Source organism: Pseudomonas sp. QE6 (genome assembly GCF_041379005.1).
Taxonomy (GTDB): domain Bacteria; phylum Pseudomonadota; class Gammaproteobacteria; order Pseudomonadales; family Pseudomonadaceae; genus Pseudomonas.
Genome location: NZ_CP166873.1, coordinates 233,998 through 252,850, shown reverse-complemented (window position 1 = coordinate 252,850; position 18,853 = coordinate 233,998). Strand labels below are relative to the sequence as shown.

The window sequence follows — 18,853 nt, the reverse complement described above, 5'->3', positions numbered from 1 at the left end:
ATGCCAAAGTAATTAACTTTGTATTTTTGCAAAGTAAAGCCCCCGGCATGCTCGCCCCATAACCACAACAAAGCCGAGGCGATGATCATGCGTGCGTTCTACCGGGCAGCTCTGGCGGCCCCCCTTGCGGCGTTGCTCGCGGCCATGCCCCTGCAGGCGCAGGAGCGGGTGCTCAACCTGTACAACTGGGCGGACTATGTCGGCGCCGATGCGCTCAAGCGCTTCCAGGCCGAGACCGGCATCCGCGTGAAGTACGACACCTTCGACAGCGCCGAGGTCCTCGACAGCAAGTTGATGACCGGCGCCAGCGGCTACGACGTGGTATTTCCCGCCAGCAGCGGCCTGGCCCGGGCCATCCAGGCGAAAGCCGTGCAGCCGGTGGACGACGCGCAACTGAAGAACTTCGCCAACCTCGACCCGGAACTGCTGGCCAAGCTCGCGGCCATCGATCCGGGCAACCGTTTCGGCGTGCCCTATACCTGGGGCACCGTGGGCCTGGCGATCAACAAGGAAGCGGTGCTCAAACGCATTCCCGACGCCGCGCTGGATAGCCTCGACCTGCTGTTCAAGCCCGAGTACGCCAGCCGCCTGGCGGACTGCGGCATCTCGCTGATCGATTCGCCCCAGGAAGTCATCAGCGTCGCGCTGAATTACCTGGGCAAGCCGCCCTACAGCACCGACCCGGCCGACCTCGCCCAGGTCCGCGAGCTGCTGGCCAGGCTGCAGCCCAATGTGCGCTACGTCGCCAGCGGCAAGCACATCAATGACCTGGCCAACGGCACCCTCTGCGTTGCCCTGACCTATACCGGCGATGCGCTGATGGGGGCCGCGCAGGCGAAGCAGGCGAACAAGCCGTTCGAGGTGATCTACCGGATTCCCAGGGAAGGCACGCTGATCTGGTTCGACACCATGGCCATCCCGGCGGACGCGCCGCACCCGCAGGAGGCGCGGGCCTTCATCGATTTCATGCTGCGCCCCGAGTCCATCGCCGAGCTGACCAACACCCTGTACTTCGCCAACGCCAACCAGAAGGCCACGCCGCTGCTCTCCGCCGAGGTGGCGGGCGATCCGGACATCTACCCGCCGGCGGCCATGCGGCAGAAATTGTTCGGCGAACAACTGCTGACCCTGAAGCAGCAGCGCGAGCGCACCCGGCTGTGGTCGGCGTTCCGCACGCGCACCTGACGAACATTGCAATACGTGCGCTTTCGTAGGGCGCATAACGCGCCAGCGTTATCCGCCGCCTAGAGGCCGGCGCATAACCTGTTCCAGGTTATGCGCCCTACGGAAGTGACCGTTCCCAGCAAGCGTGATCAACCGATAACAACGACGAGGACGCCATGGATCAAGCCCACGACAACGACCAGGCCATCACCCGCGACAGCCTTTATGGCACCGCTGCCGAATCCACCTACGCCGGCATCACCAGCTTCATGCGCCGCCGCTACAGCCGCGACCTGCGCGGCGTCGACCTGGTCGTGAGCGGCGTGCCCTTCGATACCGCCACCACCAACCGCCCCGGCAGCCGCTTCGGACCGCGCGCGATCCGCGCCGCCTCGGTACAGATGGCCTGGGCCCGGCACTTCCCCTGGGAGTTCGACCCCTTCGACCACCTGGCGGTGATCGACTACGGCGACTGCTCCTTCGATCACGGCGTGCCGCAGGAAACCCCGGAAGTCATCGAGGGCCACGCCGCGCGCATCCTCGATGCCGGCTGCGCGCTGCTGACCCTGGGTGGCGACCACTTCATCAGCTATCCGTTGCTCAAGGCCCACGCGAAGAAGCACGGCCCGCTGTCGCTGATCCACTTCGACGCCCACAGCGACACCTGGCCGGACGAGGACTGCCAGCGCATCGACCACGGCACCATGTTCTACCACGCCGCCCGCGAAGGGCTGGTGGACCCGTCGCGCTCGGTGCAGGTCGGCCTGCGCACCACCAACGACGACGTGATGGGTTTCCAGGTGCTGGATGCCCGCGAGGTGCACCGCACAACGCCGCAGGCCATCGCCGAACGCATCCGCGCGCGGGTGGGGGACAACCCGGTGTACCTGACCTTCGACATCGACTGCCTCGACCCGGCCTTCGCCCCCGGCACCGGCACGCCGGTGTGCGGCGGGCTGAGCTCGCACCAGGCGCTGGAAATCCTCCGTGCGTTGCGGGGAATCAACCTGGTGGGGATGGACGTGGTGGAAGTGGCGCCGCCCTACGACAACGCCGAGATCACCGCCCTGGCCGGCGCGACCCTGGCGATGGAGATGGTTTGCCTGTACGCGGCGCGGCACAAGCTGGGCGAGCGCTGATAGCTCGCTCCTGCAATCACGGGGAGACTCGGACGTAGGATGGCGTGGAGCGAAGCGATACCCATCGGTTTCGCTCACAGCATGGGTATCGCCTAGGCTCCACTCATCCTACGACGAGCCTGCGCGAACTCACACCCGGAACGCCCGCACGGCGGTGTGCAAGGCGCCGCCCAGCTCCTGCAACTGCTCGCCCTGGCTGCGGCCCTGGCCGATCAGGCGCAGGTTCTGGCTGCCCAGTTCGTGGATGCGCTCGCTGTGGGAGCGGATCTCGCTGACCGCGCCGCTCTGCTGCGCGGAGCTTTCGGCGATGCGTTCGGCCATGCTGGCGATGGTGCGGATGGCGCCGACCACTTCGTCCAGCGCGCATTCGGCGGCGCCGGCCTGGTTGGCGGTGACTTCCGCGTGTTCGACCTGGCTGCGCATCGCCTCCACCGACTCTCGTGCGGCCTGTTGCAGGCGTTCGGTGAGCTGCTGGATTTCCTCGGTGGCGCCGGCGGTGCGCAGGGCCAGCGAGCGCACTTCCTCGGCCACCACGGCAAAGCCACGGCCTTGTTCGCCGGCACGCGCCGCCTCGATGGCGGCGTTGAGGGCGAGCAGGTTGGTCTGTTCGGCGATGGAGCGGATCACCCCCAGCACGTTGCCGATGGTGGCCGATTCCTCGGCCAGGTTCTCGATGGCCTGGGCGCTGCTCTGTACCTCGTCGACCAGCGTGCGCATACCGGCGAGGCTATTGCCGATCACCCGTTGCCCCTGTTCCACCGCCATGCCGGCGGCCTGGCTGGCCGAGGCCGCCTGGCTGGCGTCGCCGGCGACCTGCTGGATCGCCGCTTCCATGTGGCCCAGCGCATCGCGGATTTCCCCGGTGTCGCTGGCCTGGCGCTCGGCGCCGGCGTGCAGGCCGCCGCTGAGCTCGGCCAGGGCGCGGCTGCTGCCGGCCACTTCCTCGGCGCGCTGGTGGATGGTGCCGACCAGGGTGCCGAGGAAGTCGCGCAGACGGTTCAGCGACTCCTGCAGCTCGATCAGGTCGCGGGTACGGGTGGCCAGGGCGATGGGGTTGTTGAAGTCGCCACGGGCCCAGGTCGACAGCGCCGGCACCAGTTGACCGAGTACGCGCGCCAGGCGACGTTGCAGCGTATCGATGAGCAGCGCGGTGGCGAGGATCAGGGCGATCAGCGCGCCCTGGATGAGGCGCACCTGCGCCTGGATCTTCGAGCGCTCCTCGCGCACCTGCGGCTCCAGCGTCGCCAGGGCCTGCTGCACGGCGCCCAGGCGCTGGGCCGTGGCGCTGGCCAGCTGCTGGCGCTGGGCGATCAGTTGGCGGGTGCGATCCAGTTCGTCGGGGTAGCGGCGCAGTACGCCAGCCAGGTCGCGCTTGAGGCCGACGCCACGGTCCTCGCTCTGCTGCTCGGCGGCGGGCTGGGAGTCCAGGCCCATCATCGCGGCGAAGTCGTCGGAGGCCGAGGCCTGCTGTTGCAGGACGCCGAGCAGGGGCAGGGCGTCGATGCGCCCGGCCAGCTGGCGCAGGCTGTCGAGTTCGCGCTGGATGTCCTCGGCCAGTGCCGGGTTGCCGCTTTCCACCAGCTTGGCGCGGGCGTGGGCCAGACGGGTCAGGTGCAGGCCGGCCTGCAGCAGTGGCGCGCGGTACTCGGCGGCGGCGGGGTTCTGGCTGGCGTCGGCGTAGGCGCCGAGCTGGTCCAGGGCGGCCAGCAGGTCACGCTCGGCCTGCAGCAGCAAACCCTGCGGGTCACCCGCCAGCTTGCCGGCGGCGAGCAGCTGGTTGCCGCTGAACTGGCGCAGCTCGTCGAGGCTCGCGCCCAGCAACTGTCCCAGGCTCTCCGGCAACTGCGGAAGCTCCGTGGCCAGTTCGTCCAGCGCCTGCTGGGCGGCCTTCTGCTTGAGTGCGTCACCGCTGCCCAGGTACGCCTGGATATTCTGCGCCACCTTGCGCTCGAAGCCCTGGGAGAGTTCCAGGTAACGGTCCATCAAGGTGAACGGGCGCTCCAGCGCGCGCTGCGACCACCACAGGGTGGCGCCCAGCGCGAGGCATACGAGCAGGAGCAGGAAGGTGTTGAGGTTGGTCAGCAGCTTGAGGCGCATGGCAGGTCTCGACCGACAGCGAAGAACGGCGAGCCCTGACCCTATTGCAGTTTCGTTACTGGCTGATGACAAGGTGCCAGTGTCTGGTCGGAAAATCGCGCGGCAGAGCGCGCGAACACCTCAGTCGAATACTTCCACCCGATTGCGCCCGCCATGCTTGGCCCGGTACAGCGCCTCGTCGGCCTGCTTGGCCAGGGTCTTGATGTCCATTGCCTCGTCCAGCTCGGCGATGCCGCAACTGAAGGTACAGGTGAGATCGCCGGGTTGCGCGGGGTAGCGGATCTCGGCGAATCGCTGGCGGATTTCTTCCAGCACCCGGCGCGCCGTGTCGGCGTCGGTATCGGGCAGCACCACGGCGAATTCCTCGCCGCCGTAACGGCCGATGTGGTCGGTCTTGCGCAGGCGCTGCTTGAGGAATAGCGCCAGGCTCTTGATCACCCGGTCGCCCATGGGATGGCCGAAGGTGTCGTTGACCCGCTTGAAGTGGTCGATGTCGAGCATCGCGAAGGTCAGCGGCCGGCCCTCGCGGCGCGCGCGGAAGCGGGCGTCGTCGAGCAGTTGCAGGGTATGGGTGTGGTTGTACAGGCCGGTGAGGCTGTCGCGCACCATCCGCGCCTGCAGGCTGCGCGCACGGGCGGCGCGGTTGCGCACGGTGGCGATCAGGTGGCGCGGCTTGATCGGCTTGGTGAGGAAGTCGTCACCGCCTTCGCTCATGGCGTCGAGCTGCTTGTCCAGGTCGTCCTCGGCGGACAGGTAGATGATCGGCACGCTGACGTAGCGCTCGTGCTGGCGGATCACCTTGGCCAGCTCCGTGCCCAGGCATTCGGGCATGTACATGTCGAGGATGATCAGGTCCGGCTGGAACTCGGCCAGCTCGGCCATCACCGACAGCGGCGCGGTGAGCGCGCGGGTGACGATGCCGGCGTTGTTCAGGACCCGTTCGGTGTGCGTGGCCTGGGCCCGGGAGTCTTCGACGATCAGCACGCGGAAGGGCTCGTAGTGCGCCACGCGGCTCAGGGTCTCGATCTTCTCCAGCACCGCGGAGGCGTCCAGCGCCCCGGTGAAGAAGTCCTGGCCGCCGGCGCGGGCGGCGGCCATGCGGGTCGGGGTATCGGTCTCGTCGTGGCTGAAGAACAGTACCGGCAGCTTCTGCCGCAGCCCGGTCTGGACTTCGTTGGCCAGCGTCAGGCCCTGGCCCGCGCCGGCGAAGTCGATCTCCATCACGATGGCCGCCGGATGCCGCTCGGCCATGGCGGCGCGGAAGGCATTGGCGCTCTCGCAGCGCTGCGCGGCCATGCCGAAGAATTCCAGCTGCTGGGCCAGGCGTTCGGCGCGCTCCTGGTCCTGCAGGGCCAGGTAGACCGGCTTGCGCAGCGGCGGCAGGCTGATCTGCTCGTACTGGTCGCCATGACGTAGCCCGGTGCGCGACAGGCGCTGCATCAGGCCGTTGAGTTCGCTGATCAGAGCGCTGGACAGGCGTCCGCGGTTGTCCTGCACGGCGCGCAGGCACTGGTCGACAGCCCGGGCCAGGTCGACGTGCTCGGCCTGCCCGAAACGTTCGGCGTAGCGTTGCAGGAGCAGGCAGGCGTCGGTCAGTTCGGCCATGCCGACGGCGCTCCATTCCGAGCGCGACAGGCGCTGCCAGACTTCGAGCAGATGGCGGGCCTGGTGTATCACACGCTGAGCGAAATGCTGCTTGAGGCGGTCGAGAGGCGGATCGTCGAGCTCGTTCATGGCGCGCTTCTTTATCTGTCCGTAGGGAGGGCGTGCGAGCGAAGTGTTTCTGCCGTGATACACGATGATGGCCCTATGCTACCAATCCTTGATGGCAATAACAGTGCCGTCGGTCAAACGACATGCGCTTTGTAATTCGCGACGTTACCGCGCACCATGCGCAGGGTGGGCTGCGCTGAGCCGCCGGGTGCGGCATGCTTGCACGGCAGGATCGTTCCGCCGGGGCACCCCTGGGGCGGAATCGGGTCCAACCCCCTCTTCGTTTTCGAGATGCTAAGGACTTTGCCATGTGGAACTGGAAGAAACGCGGCTCCGTGCGCGATCGCGTCGATGACTCGGTGGACGACGTGCGCGCCTACTTCGGCGGGCCCTGGCTGAGCCGTGTGCTCGGCGGTCTGCTGGGCGTCTACCTGCTGATCTGCGGTGTGATCGGCTGGTACTGGAGCCAGGAGCCGGACCTCTTCCCCGTGCAGCAGAACGCCCAGGCCGCGGCCGAGCGCGCCGGCCGGCAGATGGTGGTCGGCTACACCACGGTGGAAACCCTCAAGGAAGTGGTGGCCACGCTGCTGAACAAGCCGGGCGGCTATCTCTCCAACGACATCTTCCCGCCGGGTGTCTGGCTGGACAACATGCCCAGCTGGGAATACGGCGCCCTGGTTCAGGTGCGCGACCTGTCCCGCGCGCTGCGCAAGGACTTCGCCCGCTCCCAGTCGCAGTCCACCGAGGACGCGGACCTGGCTCGCGCCGAGCCGCGCTTCAACTTCGACAACAAGAGCTGGGCGCTGCCGTCCTCCGAGTCGGAGTACGGCGAAGGCATCAAGTCGCTTGACCGCTACCTGGCGCGGCTGTCCGCCGATCCTGCCGGTGCGCAGTTCTATGGACGCGCCGACAGCCTGAACAACTGGCTGGGCGACGTCTCCACCCGCCTGGGGTCGCTGTCCCAGCGTCTCTCGGCCAGCGTCGGCCGGGTGAAGCTCAACACCAACATCAAGCCCACCGCGCCGGTGGTGCCGGGCGAGGCGCCGCAGGTCGAGGAAGAGCTGCAGGAAACCCCCTGGCTGCAGATCGACAACGTGTTCTACGAAGCCCGTGGCCAGGCTTGGGCGCTGTCGCACATCCTGCGTGCCATCGAGGTGGACTTCGCCGACGTACTGGCGAAGAAGAACGCCACCGTCAGCGTGCGCCAGATCATCCGCGAGCTGGAGGCCGCCCAGGCGCCGCTGTGGAGCCCGATGGTGCTCAACGGCAGCGGCTTCGGCGTGCTGGCCAACCATTCGCTGGTGATGGCCAACTACATCTCCCGCGCCAACGCCGCGATCATCGATCTGCGCCAGCTGCTGGCCCAGGGTTGATGATGGACGGGATCAGCGACAAGGAAGCCGCCCATCGGGCGGCTTCGGACGCCGAACTGGTCGCCTGGGTCAACCGGGACGATGAGCTCAGGGGCAGCCTGCCGCGCGCGGAGCTGCGCGAGCGCGGGCTGATCGGCCGGGGCACCTTCATCCTGCTGTTCAATACGGCTGGCGAGCTGTGCGTGCACCGCCGCACCCTGAGCAAGGCGATCTATCCCGGCTACTGGGACCCGGCCGCTGGGGGCATGGTGCTGGCGGACGAGAGCTATGCCCAGTCCGCCGCCCGTGAGCTGGAAGAAGAGTTGGGGATTTCCGGGGTCGAGTTGCGCGAGCATGGCTCGTTCTTCTTCGACCAGCCGGACAACCGCCTGTGGTGCGCGGTGTTCTCCGCCGTCTCCGATGCGCCGCTCAGGCTGCAACCGGAAGAGGTGCTGGAGGCGCGCTTCATCGACCCGCACCAGGTGCTGGCCGAAGCGAAGGCGGGTACGCCGTACTGCCCGGATTCGCTGGCGGCGTTGCGCAAGTATCTGGTGAGTTTCTGACGCCCGGCCTAGTGCTGGGTGGCTCCTACAGATCCCTCCCCCGCCGGCCCATGTCGCCAAACTACCGATCAATGACGCAATTCTGCTCTTAGCATTTGCCTTCAATGCTGCTAAATTGCGCGACCTTTCCGGCAGGGTCCTCCGCCGGGAATGCGCAGCCCCTGCCTGAGTGGGGCGTCGCGGTCGGCGCCAGCCGATCATTCGTTGACCTGGCCCGGCAAGACCGGTTCAGGGGCGGCGAGCTAGAGCGGAACAAGGCGGAAATCGCCGAGGGAGCGGAGTTTACGTGAGTAAATGAGCATCCCGAGACGATTTCCAAGCAGGTCCGCCGACGCGCAGCCGACCATGAACAGTGTCTTTGAGGCCAATCCTGGGGAAAAAGCCCGGTGGTCAAGAAAGCATCCTCCCTGTCCGCCCTTGGCGGGCTCGTCTATTCCACTGATGCCGGTCGGCACTGCCCGGACTGCAATCAGCCCATTGGCGCGTGCATCTGCAAGCAGGCCGGGATTCCGGCCGGCGACGGCATCGCTCGCGTGCGTCGTGAAACCAAGGGGCGCGGCGGCAAGACCGTGACCACGGTGAGCGGCGTGCCGCTGGCGGCCGATGCGCTGAAAGACCTGGCCACCGCGCTGAAGAAGCGTTGCGGCACGGGTGGCGCGCTCAAGGACGGCGTCATCGAGATCCAGGGCGACCACGTCGACCTGTTGCTCGAAGAGCTGCAGAAGCGCGGCCTCAAGGCGAAGAAATCCGGCGGCTGAGCCGTCTCTTTCGACAGATTCTCCTCTGCAGAGAAGGGGTTCCAGGCGATGCGCAGCCCGCGCATGGCCGGCAAGCCCTTTCCCTAGATGGGAGATTTATCGGCGCGCCCTGGCGCATCGTCGGAATTTCCTAAACTTACCGCCGGAGCCGGCGGTCAACACGGCAACGTCACACCAGCCGACTAGGCTTTGACGACTCACCCGCTCGCCGGGCGGGGCGCCTGCATTCATTTCGAGACATTTGAGGAGACCACCCCGCATGGCCGCTAGACGGACCCGCAAAGACGACGGCAGCAACTGGACCGTGGCAGACAGCCGCAGCATCTACGGCATTCGCCACTGGGGCGCCGGCTATTTCGCCATCAACGACGCCGGCAATGTCGAGGTACGCCCGCAGGGCGCCAATGCCCAGCCGATCGATCTGCACGGGCTGGTCGACCAGCTGCGCGAAGCCGGCCTGTCGCTGCCGCTGCTGGTGCGTTTCCCGGACATCCTGCAGGACCGCGTGCGCAAGCTGACCGGCGCCTTCGACGCCAACATCGCGCGTCTGGAATACGGCAGTCGCTACACCGCGCTGTACCCGATCAAGGTGAACCAGCAGGAAGCGGTGGTGGAAAGCATCATCGCCACCCAGAACGTCTCCATCGGCCTGGAAGCCGGCTCCAAGCCCGAGCTGATGGCCGTGCTGGCGCTGGCGCCCAAGGGCGGCACCATCGTCTGCAACGGCTACAAGGACCGCGAGTTCATCAAGCTGGCGCTGATGGGGCAGAAACTCGGCCACAACGTGTTCATCGTGATCGAGAAGGAATCCGAGGTGCAACTGGTGATCGAGGAAGCCGCCGTGATCGGCGTGCTGCCCCAGGTCGGCCTGCGCGTGCGCCTGTCCTCGCTGGCCTCCTCCAAGTGGGCCGACACCGGTGGCGAGAAGGCCAAGTTCGGCCTGTCCGCCGCGCAGCTGCTGTCGGTGGTCGAGCGCTTCCGCGCCGCCGGCCTGGACCAGGGCGTGCGCCTGCTGCACTTCCACATGGGCTCGCAGATTGCGAATCTCGCCGACTACCAGCACGGCTTCAAGGAGGCCATCCGCTACTACGGCGAACTGCGCGCGCTCGGCCTGCCGGTCGACCACGTGGACGTCGGCGGCGGACTGGGCGTCGACTACGACGGCACCCACTCGCGCAACGCCAGCTCGATCAACTACGACATCGACGACTACGCCGGTGTGGTGGTGGGCATGCTCAAGGAATTCTGCGACGCGCAGGGCCTGCCGCATCCGCACATCTTCTCCGAGAGCGGCCGCGCGCTCACCGCGCATCACGCGGTGCTGATCACCCAGGTCACCGACGTCGAGCGTCATAATGACGAAGTGCCGAAGATCACCGACCTGGCCGAACAGCCGGAGATCGTCCAGTGGCTGGCCGACCTGCTCGGCCCGACCGACGCCGAGATGGTCACCGAGACCTACTGGCGCGCCACCCACTACATGAGCGACGCCGCCGCGCAGTATGCCGAGGGCAAGATCAGCCTGGCGCAGAAGGCCCTGGCCGAGCAGTGCTACTTCGCCATCTGCCGCCGCCTGCACAACCAGCTCAAGGCGCACCAGCGCTCGCACCGCCAGGTGCTCGACGAGCTGAACGACAAGCTGGCCGACAAGTACATCTGCAACTTCTCGGTGTTCCAGAGCCTGCCCGACACCTGGGCCATCGGCCAGGTGCTGCCGATCCTGCCGATCCACCGCCTGGGTGAGGAACCGACCCGCCGCGCGGTGCTGCAGGACCTGACCTGCGACTCCGACGGCAAGATCACCCAGTACGTCGACGAGCAGAGCATCGAGACCAGCATGCCGGTGCACGACGTGAAGGAAGGCGAGGACTACCTGATCGGCACCTTCCTGGTCGGCGCCTACCAGGAAATCTTGGGCGACATGCATAACCTGTTCGGTGACACCGACTCGGTGAACGTCTACCAGAACGCCGACGGCAGCTACTACCACGCCGGCATCGAGACCCACGACACCATCGAGGACATGCTGCGCTACGTGCACCTGTCGCCCGAGGAACTGATGACCCACTACCGCGACAAGGTCGCCGGGGCCAAGCTCACCGCGCGCGAGCGTACGCAGTTCCTCGATGCGCTGCGCCTGGGGCTGACCCGGTCGGCTTACCTGTCGTCCTGACAGACTGGTAGCGCGCGTAAACGAAAGCCCCGCCTCGGCGGGGCTTTTTCTTTCTAGCCTCCCGCTCGGATGATCGACTGTAGGAGATCAAAAGCCCCTTACCCTGATCCTGGCTGCTCTGAGAGGATGCATAGGCACGGTGAAGACAGTCGCACCTACAAGGTTCCAACCTCCATCGCCTGCGCCACCCGCTCCGCCAACCGCGCCGCCATCGGCTGGTCCACCACATTGGTGAAGCTCATCACCAGCGCCGGCTCCCGCCGCGCCTCCGTGCACCACGCATTGAGCGCCTGCAGGCCCAGCCCGTCGGCATGGGCGCGGGCGGCGATGGCGAGGTCGTCGCCGTCCACTGCCCCTATCAGGTTCAACCCGCCGGGCGTCTCGGCGAAGCGCAGATGCTCGCCCAGTCGAGTCTCCAGCGCCGAGCGCAGCCACTGCCGACGCTGCGCGTAGAGCGTGCGGGTGCGCTTGAGATGGCGGGCGAAATGACCCTCCTGCATGAAGTCGCACAGCGTCGCCTGCAACAGTTCGGCGCAGCCGGAGGCGAACACCTGCTGGCTGCGCACGAAGCTTTCCACCAGCGCCGGCGGCACCACCAGGTAGCCCAGGCGCAGCGCCGGGTAGAGCACCTTGCTGAAGGTGCCGGTGTAGAGCACGCGGCCGGCGCGGTCGAGGCTCTTCAGCGCCGGCAGCGGGAAGCCGGCGTAGCGGTATTCGCTGTCGTAGTCGTCCTCGATGACCCAGGCCTTGGCGCCAGCCGCCCAGTCCAGCAAGGCAAGGCGGCGGGGCAGGCTGAGGGCGACGCCGGTGGGGCTCTGCTGCGAGGGCGTGACCAGGGCGAAGCGGGCGTCCGGCGCGCGGGCGATGCCGTCCTCTACCCGCAGGCCGTCGTCATCCACCGCCACTGCAACCGGCACACCGCCGGCGCGGCGCAACAGCTCGCGGCCGCGGGGGTAGCCCGGGTCCTCGTGCCAGAAACCCTGGCCGGGTTCGAGCAGAGTGCGGCTGATCAGGTCCAGCGCGCCTTGGTAGCCGGCGCAGATGAACACCTGCGCGGGATCGCAGACGATCCCTCGGGACACCCCCAGGTAGCCGGCCACAGCCTCGCGCAGCGGGCCATAGCCGCAGGGTTCGGGATAGGCCAGGGTCGCCGCACCCTGCTGGCGCAGGCGGCGCGCGCACAGGCGCGACCAGAGCGCGCGGGGGAAGGCGTCCAGCGCCGGCAGGCCGAGCTGCAGCGGCCTGATGGCCGGGCCATGGGCGATCACCCCGGGCAGGCTGCGTTCCACCGTGGCCGGGTCGAGCGCCACCGGCGGGGCTGGCGAGGTTCGCCCGGCGAGCTGCGGCGAGACCACAGTGCCGGCCGGTCCGCGCGCCTGCAGGTAGCCCTCGCTGGTCAGCAGCTGGTAGGCCAGCTCCACCGTGCCCCGCGCCACGCCCAGTTCGCCGGCCAGCCCGCGTACCGGCGGCACGCGCTCGCCGGGGCGCAGCGCGCCACGGGCGATGGCGTCCTTGATGCGCTCGTAGAGCTGGCGGTAGATCGGCAGCGCCTGGCTGGGGTCCAGCGGCTGGCGGAAGGAGTCGATGGGCGCGGTCATGGCCTCTGCGGTTCGCGGCGAAGTGAAAGAAATGACTATGCCATGACCCGCATCAGGTCGCTCCGGCAAATGCTGTGCAGGATCAGCGTCTAGGCTGATGGGCAGTGTTGAAAATCGGGCGCGCCGTCTCCATCTGTAAGGCACGACCCGCTTTTTTCCCCACCTGTTCGCCTCGCTGTGCGCGCAGCGGCCTCGGCTGCCTGCGCGATCCCCTTGTGTCTTCAGGCGCCGACAGGTCCAACGCATGTGAGGAGATCAATGGAATTCAAGGATTACTACGCGGCGCTCGGGGTTGAACCCGACGCCGACGAGAAGGCGATCAAGACCGCCTACCGCAAGCTCGCGCGCAAGTACCACCCGGACGTCAGCAAGGAACCGGATGCCGAGGCGCACTTCAAGGAAGTCTCCGAAGCCTATGAGGTGCTCAAGAGCCCGGAGAAGCGCGCCGAGTACGACGAGCTGCGCAAATACGGCCAGCAGGGCCCGCAGTTCGAGGCGCCGCCCGGATGGCAGCCGCGCGGTGGCTTCGATGGCCCGCCGCCGGGGCACGAGCAGGATTTCTCCGACTTCTTCGAGCAGATCTTCGGCGCCCGTGGCGGAGCCGGTGCTGGTGCGCGTCAGTCGCGCGCCCACCGCGGTCAGGACGTGGAAATGGAGGTGCCGCTGTTCCTCGAGGAAGCCCTTTCCGGCGACAGCCGGCCGATCAGCTTCAGCCTGCCCAGCTACGACGAGTACGGTCGCAAGCTGCCGCCGCAGAGCAAGACGCTGAGCGTGAAGATCCCGGTGGGTACCACCGACGGCGAGCGCATCCGCCTCAAGGGGCAGGGCGCGGCGGGGATCAACGGCGGGCCGGCGGGTGACCTGTACCTGGTGATCCGCCTGGTGCCGCACCCGGTGTTCGACGTCGATGGCCGCGACCTGGTCGTCACCGTGCCGGTGGCGCCCTGGGAAGCCGCGCTGGGCGCCAAGGTGGAAGTGCCAACCCTGGGCGGCCGGATCAACCTCGGCATCCCCGCGTCGAGCCAGGCCGGGCAGCGCCTGCGCATCAAGGGCAAGGGCCTGCCGAACAAGGGCAGCGCCGCGCCCGGCGATCTCTACGCCGTGCTCAAGGTGGTGATGCCGAAGAACGCCGACGAGGCGACTCGTAAACTCTGGGAAGAACTGGCGGCCAAGGCGGCCTTCGATCCCCGTGCCGATTGGGGGAAACGCGCATGACGACGACAGTGATGGTGGTGGACCTCGACGAGCTCTGCCAGTCGGTGAACCTGCCCCGCGACGTGCTCGTCGAGATCGTCGAGGTGGGCATCGTGGAACCCTGCGAGCAGCGCGGCGGCCGTTGGGTCTTCGATTACCAGGCGGTCGGCGTGGTGCGTCGCGCGGTGCGCCTGCGCCGCGAATTCGAGCTGGACTGGCCGGGCATCGCCCTGGCCCTGCGCCTGCTGGATGAGGTGGAGGAGCTGCGCGCGGAGAACCGCTACCTGCGCCAGCGCCTGGCGCGCCTGCTGGAGGACTGAGGCGGAAGTGAAGGGCGTGCGCCGGCTCGCGAGGGCCGGCGCACTGTCGTGTCAGCGCGGCTGGTTCTGCTCGATCCAGCGGGCGAAGGCGTCGATGATGCTTTGCAGGAAGGGCTGGGTTTTCTCGGAGAGTTTCCCGGCCTCGTCGAAGAAGCTGCCGGCGCCGCCCAGGTAGGCCTCCGGTTGCTGCAACACCGGCATGTTGAGGAACACCAGGGACTGGCGCAGGTGATGGTTGGCGCCGAAACCGCCGATGGCGCCGGGCGATGCGCTGACCACCGCGCACGGCTTGCCGTTCCAGGCGCTCTTGCCATAGGGGCGCGAGCCCACGTCGATGGCATTCTTCAGCACGCCGGGCACCGAGCGGTTGTATTCCGGGGTGACGAACAGCACCGCGTCGGCGCGGCGGATGCGTTCGCGGAAGGCCGTATAACTGGCCGGCGGCGTAGCGCTGTCGTGCTCCTCGTTGTACAGCGGCAGATCCCCGATCTCCACGATCTCCAGCTTCAGGCTGGCCGGCGCCAGTTGGATGAAGGCCTTGGCGATCTTGCGGTTCAGGGATTCCTTGCGCAGGCTGCCGACCACGACGGCGACATCGAAGACTTGGCTCATGACGACTCCTTCAAGAACGGGTATTGAGCCGTTTGTTATAGACGATGACGGCGGTTCTGCGCGGACCTGGATCAAGACTCATGACCGCATGTCCCAGTGAGTTCGAGCGATCTTGGCTCTGTGGAGTGGGGCATGGCTTGGCTAGATTGGGCCCTGTCCCGTCTGCCCGTTTCGAGGTCGATCATGTGCATGAAAGTGTTCTTCGCTGGCGCCAGCGGTGCCATCGGCAAGCGCCTGTTGCCGCTGCTGCTGGAGCGCGGTTACCAGGTGCTCGCCGTGAGCCGTTCGCAGCAGCGCGCCGCCGCGCTGGAGGCGGCGGGCGCCCGGGCGATGGTGCTGGATGTCTACGACGCTGCGGCATTGCATGAGGCCATGGGGGCGTTCCAGCCGCGCTGGGTCATTCACCAGCTCACCGACCTGCCGGCGGGCCTGGACCCGGCGCAGATGCCCGCCGCCCAGCCGCGCAATGCCCGGTTGCGCCGCGAAGGCACTGCCAACCTGGTGGCCGCCGCCCTGGCCGCCGGCGCCGAGCGCATGGTGGCGCAGAGCATCGCCTGGGCCTATGCACCGGGCGAACTGCCACTGCATGAGGAACAGCCGCTGGACCTTGGGGCGGACGGCAACCGCGCCATCAGCGTCGGCGGTGTGGCCGCGCTGGAAGCCGCCGTACTCGGTGCCGCGCCGATGGAAGGCATCGTGCTGCGCTACGGCCGGCTGTATGGACCGGGCACCGGCAGCGAGACGCCGGACCCGCGCCTGGCCGTGCATGTGGACGATGCCGCCCGCGCCGCGTTGCTGGCGCTGGAATGGGGCGTACGGGGTTGCTACAACGTGGCCGAGCAGGACATCGAGGTCAGCTCGATCAAGGCTCGCCATCGCCTGGGCTGGCAGCCGGGTTTCCGTATGCAAGGGGCTCGCCCGTGAACCTCGCGCTGGGCCGTGAATCCCGTGTCGGACTGCTGGTCGCCGCCGTGGCGGCCGGTGCGCTGCTCTGGCAGCCCTGGTCGCGGCCCCAGGTGCAACTGGCCGACAACCCCGCGCAGTCCCAGGCCGGCGCCCGGCCGACCACCCAGGTCAGCCGCCTGTCCTGCGAGCCGCTGGCAGAGCTGCCCGGCAAGGTCGTCACCACCTTGCGGGTGGACTTCCCGCCCAACGCCCATACGCCGGCGCACCGGCACCCCGGCGCGGTGACCGCTATCGTCCTGTACGGCCAGGTGCGCTCACGGATGCAGGGCCTGCCGGCGCGGACCTACGGCCCCGGGGAAACCTGGTTCGAGCCCACTGGCGAGTTGCACCTGTTCGCCGAGAACCCCAGCGCCAGCGAGCCGGCCCGGCTGCTCGTGGTGATCGTCAGCGACGAGCATTGCGGCCCGCTGCTGATCCCCGAACCTACCCATTGAATGCTTTGCGAAAGGAGATTCGCATGACCCCGCTCACCCCCTTCAGCGCTGCCCAGCTCGACGCCACCCTGGCCCGCCTCGGCCTGCCGGTAGAGCGCCCGGCGCCGACTCTGGCGAATCTCGATCGGCTGATCCACGCCGCACTCCACCTGCTGCCATTCGAAAACCTCGACGTGCTGCTGGAAAAGGACGTGGACATCGATCCGCAGGCGGTCTTCGCCAAGGTGGTGGAACAGCAGCGTGGCGGCTATTGCTTCGAACTGAACAGCCTGTTCGCTCGCTTGCTGAGCAGCCTCGACTACCGGGTGACGCTGCTGGTCGGACGGGTACGCTGGGGCTTGCCGGCCGATGCGCCGCTGACCCCGCAGTCGCACCTGCTGCTGCGGGTCGACCTGGACGAAGGCGTGTATCTGGTGGACATCGGCTTTGGCGGCCCGGCATCGCCCCACGCCCTGCCGCTGCGGTTGAACGAGGAATTACCCGGCGGCTGGCGCCTGACCGGCGAGCCGGACGGCGAACTGGAGATGGCGGCGCGCTCCAGCTCCGGCTGGCAAACGCTCTATCGCTTCACCCTGCAACCGCAGTCGTGGATCGATTACGCCATGCGCAACTGGTACACCTCGACCCATCCGCAGAGCGTGTTCCGCCTCTCCTTGCGCGTGGCCATCAGCGAGGACGGAGCGCGGCTGTCGTTGTACAACGGCCAGTTCACCCGGCGTACCGCCGCCGGTGAAGTCGAGCAGCGCGCCATCGAGGATGCGGATGCGTTGCTGGTGGTATTGCGCGAGCGTTTCCGCCTGTGGCCGACGGAGCGGGACGTGCCGGCCTTGCATCAGCGCCTGGCGGAATTGCTCGCGCCACAGGGGTGAGCGTTGGGATCAGTCGATCATTCCGTAACCACGCGCCATCAGGGTGGCCAGCAGCGGCAGGATCAGCAGGGCCAGCAGCTCCAGGCGGATGGTCATGGTCACCAGCTTGCACTGGCGCGCGCTGACCTGCGGGATGCGGCCGGCCTTGAGGTCGTTGCGCCAGTTGAGGAAGGTCATGGTCGGCAGGATCGACAGCAGCGCGACCAGCACGAACAGCCCGACCTTGGCGTGGAACAGGCTGTTGTGCAGGTAGAAATCGGCGCCCTTGGCGAACCACAGCACCCGCGCCGCGCCGGTCAGCAGCACCACGCCGGCGCAGGCGCCATAGGCGATGTCGATGACGATCAGGCTGCGTGCGCGCTCAAGGTCCAGCGGCAGGCGGAACAGGCGGTGCTCCAGCACCAGCAGCGCGAACAGGATGAAGATCGACAGGTAGTGCAGGTAGGCGGCAATGGCTTGGGCCATGGAGCGGGTCCTTCTGGTGGGGCCTTCGGTGGGTGGAGGGTGTAGTGGAATCGGCCTGAGATGTGAAAAACGCAGGCGCCAGCGTCTCACGTCTCGGCGGGCACCTGCCAGGCATCGTGGCGCGTCAGCCGCCAGGCATAGGCCCCGAGGATCAGCCCGCGCAGCAACATGAAGCATAGGAAGGTCAGCCACAAACCGTGATTACCGAATGGTTGCAGCAACAGGCCCAGCGGCAGGCTGGCCGCGCAGGCCAGGAGCATGGCATTGCGCATCTCGCGGGCGCGGGTGGCGCCGATGAACAGGCCGTCCAGCAGGTAGCTCCACAGGCCGATCAGGGGCAGGCAGGAGAGATAGGGCAGGTACTGGTCGGCGGTGGCGCGCACTTCGGGAATGTCGCTCTGCAGGGCGATGAACAGGTGCCCGCCGAAAGTGAAGAAGGCCACGAACAGGAGACTGGCGATCAGCGACCAGCCGCAGGCCACCACCAGCGAGCGGCGCAGCGCGGTGCGGTCGCGGCCGCCGATGGCGTGGCCGCACAGGGCTTCCACCGCGTGGGCGAGGCCATCCAGGGCGTAGGAGGTGATCATCAGGCCGTTGAGCAGCAGCGCGTTGGCCGCCACCGTGGCGTCGCCCAGGCGCGTGCCCTGCACGGTGAGCAGGAAGAACACACCCTGCAGCGCCAGGCTGCGGATGAAGATGTCGCGGTTGACCATCAGCAGCGGCCGCCAGCTCGCCCAGGCACGCAGGCGCGTCCAGTCCGGCTGGCCGGGGTAGCGCCGGAGCGCGCCACGGGTCAGCGCCAGGCCGAGCAGGGCGCCGCTCCATTCGGCGATCACCGAGGCCCGCGCGGCACCGGCCACGCCCCATTCCAGGCCGATCACGAACCACAGGTCGAGGGCGATGTTGATCAGGTTGGTGGTGAGCAGGATCGCCAGCGGCGCGCGGGCGTTCTGCGTGCCGAGGAACCAGCCGACCAGCGCATAGGTGGCCAGCGCCGCCGGCAGGCCGAGCAGGCGGATATGGAAGAACTGGCGGGCCAGGGTGTCGAGCTCGGCGGAAGGGCGCATCAGCGCCAGCGCCGGATCGGTCAGCGGCAGCGCCAGCAGACCGAGCAGCAGCGCCAGACCCAGGGCGAGCAACAGGCCCTGGCCGAGAATCCGCCGCAGCGCACCGCCGTCACTGCGGCCGGCGGCCTGGGCGGCGAAGCCGGTGGTGCCCATGCGCAGGAAGCCCAGTACGCCCACCAGCAGGGTGTAGAGCCCGCCGCCTACGGCCACGGCGCCGAGCTGGTGGGCGTGCGGCAGGTGGCCGATCACCGCGCTGTCCACCAGGGTGACCAGGGGCACGGAGACGTTGGAAAGGATCATCGGCGCGGCCAGCGCCCAGACGCGGCGGTGGGTTGGCTGGTGACGCCAGGCTTCGAGCAGGGGATTCAT

The 18,853-nt window shown here is 67.8% G+C and carries 17 protein-coding genes; 11 read left to right on the top strand and 6 right to left on the bottom strand.

From position 1 onward, the window contains the following. Positions 1 to 81 precede the first annotated feature (81 nt). Both ACAW63_RS01190 and speB read left to right on the top strand, forming a co-directional pair. Positions 82 to 1,185: a polyamine ABC transporter substrate-binding protein gene (locus ACAW63_RS01190; protein WP_371231087.1), complete on the top strand. Its 1,104-nt coding sequence runs from the start codon at positions 82 to 84 to the stop codon at positions 1,183 to 1,185. Positions 1,186 to 1,340: 155 nt separating this feature from the next. Continuing rightward, a complete protein-coding gene (gene speB / locus ACAW63_RS01185; protein WP_371231085.1) occupies positions 1,341 to 2,303 on the top strand; it encodes an agmatinase in 963 nt (320 codons plus the stop codon). Between the two features lie 129 nt (positions 2,304 to 2,432). Here the strand turns inward: speB and ACAW63_RS01180 are convergent, their stop codons facing one another. Beyond that, on the bottom strand, positions 2,433 to 3,020 hold the full coding sequence (locus tag ACAW63_RS01180; protein ID WP_371234541.1) for a methyl-accepting chemotaxis protein: 588 nt from the start codon (positions 3,018 to 3,020) through the stop codon (positions 2,433 to 2,435). Positions 3,021 to 4,520: 1,500 nt separating this feature from the next. Continuing rightward, entirely contained in the window at positions 4,521 to 6,134 is a 1,614-nt protein-coding gene (locus tag ACAW63_RS01175) for a diguanylate cyclase (protein ID WP_371231083.1), read from the bottom strand. 287 nt (positions 6,135 to 6,421) lie between these two features. Between ACAW63_RS01175 and ACAW63_RS01170 the strand changes: the two genes are divergently transcribed. The 4 genes from ACAW63_RS01170 (at position 6,422) to speA (ending at position 10,959) form a co-directional block, all read left to right on the top strand. Continuing rightward, positions 6,422 to 7,486, top strand: coding sequence for a DUF2333 family protein (locus ACAW63_RS01170; RefSeq protein ID WP_371231081.1), 1,065 nt, complete (start codon positions 6,422 to 6,424; stop codon positions 7,484 to 7,486). Further along, positions 7,486 to 8,028 carry an NUDIX hydrolase gene (locus ACAW63_RS01165; protein ID WP_343576966.1) on the top strand — a complete coding sequence of 181 codons (543 nt, stop codon included), beginning with the start codon at positions 7,486 to 7,488 and terminating at the stop codon, positions 8,026 to 8,028. The genes ACAW63_RS01170 and ACAW63_RS01165 overlap by 1 nt, the downstream gene beginning before the upstream one ends. A gap of 386 nt (positions 8,029 to 8,414) precedes the next feature. Then, entirely contained in the window at positions 8,415 to 8,786 is a 372-nt protein-coding gene (locus ACAW63_RS01160; protein ID WP_275608821.1) for a translation initiation factor Sui1, read from the top strand. 259 nt (positions 8,787 to 9,045) lie between these two features. Then, positions 9,046 to 10,959 (top strand): arginine decarboxylase, encoded by a 1,914-nt coding sequence (speA, locus tag ACAW63_RS01155; RefSeq protein ID WP_371231079.1) that lies wholly within the window; start codon positions 9,046 to 9,048, stop codon positions 10,957 to 10,959. Between the two features lie 155 nt (positions 10,960 to 11,114). Here the strand turns inward: speA and ACAW63_RS01150 are convergent, their stop codons facing one another. Then, entirely contained in the window at positions 11,115 to 12,557 is a 1,443-nt protein-coding gene (locus ACAW63_RS01150) for a PLP-dependent aminotransferase family protein (RefSeq protein ID WP_371231077.1), read from the bottom strand. A 258-nt stretch (positions 12,558 to 12,815) separates the two neighbouring features. On the opposite strand from ACAW63_RS01150, the gene cbpA reads away from it, so the two are divergent. Beyond that, positions 12,816 to 13,772, top strand: a complete 957-nt coding sequence (gene cbpA, locus ACAW63_RS01145) for a curved DNA-binding protein (protein WP_371231075.1) — start codon at positions 12,816 to 12,818, stop codon at positions 13,770 to 13,772. After that, positions 13,769 to 14,071 (top strand): chaperone modulator CbpM, encoded by a 303-nt coding sequence (locus ACAW63_RS01140; RefSeq protein ID WP_275608817.1) that lies wholly within the window; start codon positions 13,769 to 13,771, stop codon positions 14,069 to 14,071. The genes cbpA and ACAW63_RS01140 overlap by 4 nt, the downstream gene beginning before the upstream one ends. 51 nt (positions 14,072 to 14,122) lie before the next feature. Here the strand turns inward: ACAW63_RS01140 and ACAW63_RS01135 are convergent, their stop codons facing one another. After that, entirely contained in the window at positions 14,123 to 14,683 is a 561-nt protein-coding gene (locus tag ACAW63_RS01135; RefSeq protein WP_275608816.1) for an NADPH-dependent FMN reductase, read from the bottom strand. Positions 14,684 to 14,866: 183 nt separating this feature from the next. Between ACAW63_RS01135 and ACAW63_RS01130 the strand changes: the two genes are divergently transcribed. From ACAW63_RS01130 to ACAW63_RS01120, 3 genes are read left to right on the top strand one after another with little or no spacing between them, the layout of a single operon-like run. Continuing rightward, positions 14,867 to 15,607: an NAD-dependent epimerase/dehydratase family protein gene (locus ACAW63_RS01130; RefSeq protein ID WP_371234540.1), complete on the top strand. Its 741-nt coding sequence runs from the start codon at positions 14,867 to 14,869 to the stop codon at positions 15,605 to 15,607. Then, positions 15,604 to 16,083: a cupin domain-containing protein gene (locus ACAW63_RS01125; protein WP_371231072.1), complete on the top strand. Its 480-nt coding sequence runs from the start codon at positions 15,604 to 15,606 to the stop codon at positions 16,081 to 16,083. The genes ACAW63_RS01130 and ACAW63_RS01125 overlap by 4 nt, the downstream gene beginning before the upstream one ends. A gap of 23 nt (positions 16,084 to 16,106) precedes the next feature. Continuing rightward, on the top strand, positions 16,107 to 16,952 hold the full coding sequence (locus ACAW63_RS01120; RefSeq protein ID WP_371231070.1) for an arylamine N-acetyltransferase: 846 nt from the start codon (positions 16,107 to 16,109) through the stop codon (positions 16,950 to 16,952). Between the two features lie 9 nt (positions 16,953 to 16,961). Here the strand turns inward: ACAW63_RS01120 and ACAW63_RS01115 are convergent, their stop codons facing one another. Beyond that, complete coding sequence (locus ACAW63_RS01115; RefSeq protein WP_371231069.1) at positions 16,962 to 17,417, bottom strand: DUF2214 family protein; 456 nt, start codon at positions 17,415 to 17,417, stop codon at positions 16,962 to 16,964. Between the two features lie 86 nt (positions 17,418 to 17,503). After that, complete coding sequence (locus ACAW63_RS01110) at positions 17,504 to 18,853, bottom strand: MATE family efflux transporter (RefSeq protein ID WP_371231067.1); 1,350 nt, start codon at positions 18,851 to 18,853, stop codon at positions 17,504 to 17,506.

What these genes read in the sequence shown, in the direction of transcription:
- ACAW63_RS01115 (WP_371231069.1), bottom strand. Translation starts at nt 17,417, where the DNA reads ATGGCCCAAGCCATTGCCGCCTACCTGCACTACCTGTCGATCTTCATC.
- ACAW63_RS01140 (WP_275608817.1), top strand. Translation starts at nt 13,769, where the DNA reads ATGACGACGACAGTGATGGTGGTGGACCTCGACGAGCTCTGCCAGTCG.
- ACAW63_RS01180 (WP_371234541.1), bottom strand. Translation starts at nt 3,020, where the DNA reads ATGCGCACGCTGGTCGACGAGGTACAGAGCAGCGCCCAGGCCATCGAG.
- ACAW63_RS01165 (WP_343576966.1), top strand. Translation starts at nt 7,486, where the DNA reads ATGATGGACGGGATCAGCGACAAGGAAGCCGCCCATCGGGCGGCTTCG.
- speB (WP_371231085.1), top strand. Translation starts at nt 1,341, where the DNA reads ATGGATCAAGCCCACGACAACGACCAGGCCATCACCCGCGACAGCCTT.
- ACAW63_RS01190 (WP_371231087.1), top strand. Translation starts at nt 82, where the DNA reads ATGATCATGCGTGCGTTCTACCGGGCAGCTCTGGCGGCCCCCCTTGCG.
- ACAW63_RS01110 (WP_371231067.1), bottom strand. Translation starts at nt 18,853, where the DNA reads ATGAATCCCCTGCTCGAAGCCTGGCGTCACCAGCCAACCCACCGCCGC.
- ACAW63_RS01175 (WP_371231083.1), bottom strand. Translation starts at nt 6,134, where the DNA reads ATGAACGAGCTCGACGATCCGCCTCTCGACCGCCTCAAGCAGCATTTC.
- ACAW63_RS01130 (WP_371234540.1), top strand. Translation starts at nt 14,867, where the DNA reads ATGTGCATGAAAGTGTTCTTCGCTGGCGCCAGCGGTGCCATCGGCAAG.
- cbpA (WP_371231075.1), top strand. Translation starts at nt 12,816, where the DNA reads ATGGAATTCAAGGATTACTACGCGGCGCTCGGGGTTGAACCCGACGCC.
- ACAW63_RS01150 (WP_371231077.1), bottom strand. Translation starts at nt 12,557, where the DNA reads ATGACCGCGCCCATCGACTCCTTCCGCCAGCCGCTGGACCCCAGCCAG.
- speA (WP_371231079.1), top strand. Translation starts at nt 9,046, where the DNA reads ATGGCCGCTAGACGGACCCGCAAAGACGACGGCAGCAACTGGACCGTG.
- ACAW63_RS01170 (WP_371231081.1), top strand. Translation starts at nt 6,422, where the DNA reads ATGTGGAACTGGAAGAAACGCGGCTCCGTGCGCGATCGCGTCGATGAC.
- ACAW63_RS01135 (WP_275608816.1), bottom strand. Translation starts at nt 14,683, where the DNA reads ATGAGCCAAGTCTTCGATGTCGCCGTCGTGGTCGGCAGCCTGCGCAAG.
- ACAW63_RS01120 (WP_371231070.1), top strand. Translation starts at nt 16,107, where the DNA reads ATGACCCCGCTCACCCCCTTCAGCGCTGCCCAGCTCGACGCCACCCTG.